This window comes from Symplocastrum torsivum (assembly GCF_059505465.1).
The window spans coordinates 2,501-4,003 of the sequence record NZ_JCACKQ010000118.1 but is presented as its reverse complement, the minus strand read 5'-3'; the positions used below and the strand labels follow the sequence as shown (position 1 = coordinate 4,003).

At 54.4% G+C, this 1,503-nt stretch carries 2 tRNA genes and 2 rRNA genes (1 of these 4 running past the window's edge); all 4 read left to right on the top strand.

The features are described from left to right. Positions 1-49, top strand: a 16S ribosomal RNA gene (locus AC5JL3_RS28665); the annotation flags it as partial. A gap of 238 nt (positions 50-287) precedes the next feature. Next, positions 288-364, top strand: a tRNA-Ile gene (locus AC5JL3_RS28660). A 61-nt stretch (positions 365-425) separates the two neighbouring features. Then, positions 426-501: transfer RNA gene (locus AC5JL3_RS28655), tRNA-Ala, on the top strand. A 223-nt stretch (positions 502-724) separates the two neighbouring features. Continuing rightward, positions 725-1,503 (top strand): 23S ribosomal RNA (locus AC5JL3_RS28650); it runs 2,030 nt beyond the window's last position.

The window sequence follows — 1,503 nt, the reverse complement described above, 5'->3', positions numbered from 1 at the left end:
GTCGTAACAAGGTAGCCGTAGGGGAACCTGCGGCTGGATCACCTCCTTTCTAAGGTCGGATCTTATCGGCTAGGCTGTCTTCGGATGGTCGACACCCTTTGATCCCCTTTGAACAAAGGGACCAGATCAGGTCCCGACATGCGGAACTTCGCCGTCTTCGTTTCTCTTTCATTTCCGGGCGAATGCCTGGCCTCGTATCGGACGTCTGGTTCGATCGGCCGGCATTCTGGGCCAACGCTTCAGGTCTTTGGCCGAGTCCGAAACATCCGTTTCGGACCGCATGCCTTGGGCCTGTAGCTCAGTTGGTTAGAGCGCGCGCTTGATAAGCGTGAGGTCGGAGGTTCAAATCCTCCCAGGCCCACCACGATCGAGCTGCAGGGCGCCGTACGGCCGCCGCGTCTGATGGCGCGTCACTTTACCCAAAAGGGGCCTTAGCTCAGTTGGGAGAGCGGTAGCTTTGCAAGCTTCAGGTCGTCGGTTCGATCCCGACAGGCTCCACCATAACCCCGGAAAGTCTTGGTTTTACTGATCCTCCTCGGAGGGTTCGTAACGCTGTTTGTCATTGTGAAGAGGGAATAGATCTGAAGACGTCGCTACCCAGCGACATTCGGGATGCGGACACCATCTGCGCCTGTCTTATTCGGATCTGTTCGGCAAGCATAAATGGTCTTTCTGATCATATGTGCGTGAGGCTGGTAGCTTTGCGGACATCGATCATGAGAACGATCAAGTGCCTTAAGAGCATTCGGTGGATGCCTTGGCGCTGAGAGGCGATGAAGGACGTGATACGCTGCGATAAGCCGTGGGGAGCTGCGAATGAGCTTTGATCCGCGGATTTCCGAATGGGGAAACCCACCTTCGACAATTCGTATTGTAGTCTCTGTCTGCAAGGGCAGAGCCTGCACTACGAATTGTCACATGAAGGTATTGAGCCCTGAATACATAGGGGTTCAAAGCTAACCCAGGGAACTGAAACATCTAAGTACCTGGAGGAAAGGACATCAACGAGACTCCGTTAGTAGTGGCGAGCGAACGCGGACCAGGCCAGTGCCTGACTGTAAGTTACCGGAAGTGGTTGGGAAACCACGCATCAATGGGTGATAGCCCCGTACGGATCTGCAAACAGTTGGGACATGAGTAAGGCGGGACACGTGAAATCCTGTCTGAACGTGGGGGGACCACCCTCCAAGCCTAAGTACTCCTCAGCGACCGATAGTGAACAAGTACCGTGAGGGAAAGGTGAAAAGCACCCCGACGAGGGGAGTGAAACAGCACCTGAAACCGAATGCTTACAAACAGTGGGAGCTCAAGGTTCGTCCTGGGTGACCGCGTACCTTTTGTATAATGGGTCAGCGACTTAATCTGACGAGCAAGCTTAAGCCGATAGGCGTAGGCGCAGCGAAAGCGAGTCTGAACAGGGCGTTCAGTTCGTCGGATTAGACCCGAAACCGGGTGATCTAGCCATGAGCAGGTTGAAGGTAAGGTAACACTTACTGGAGGACC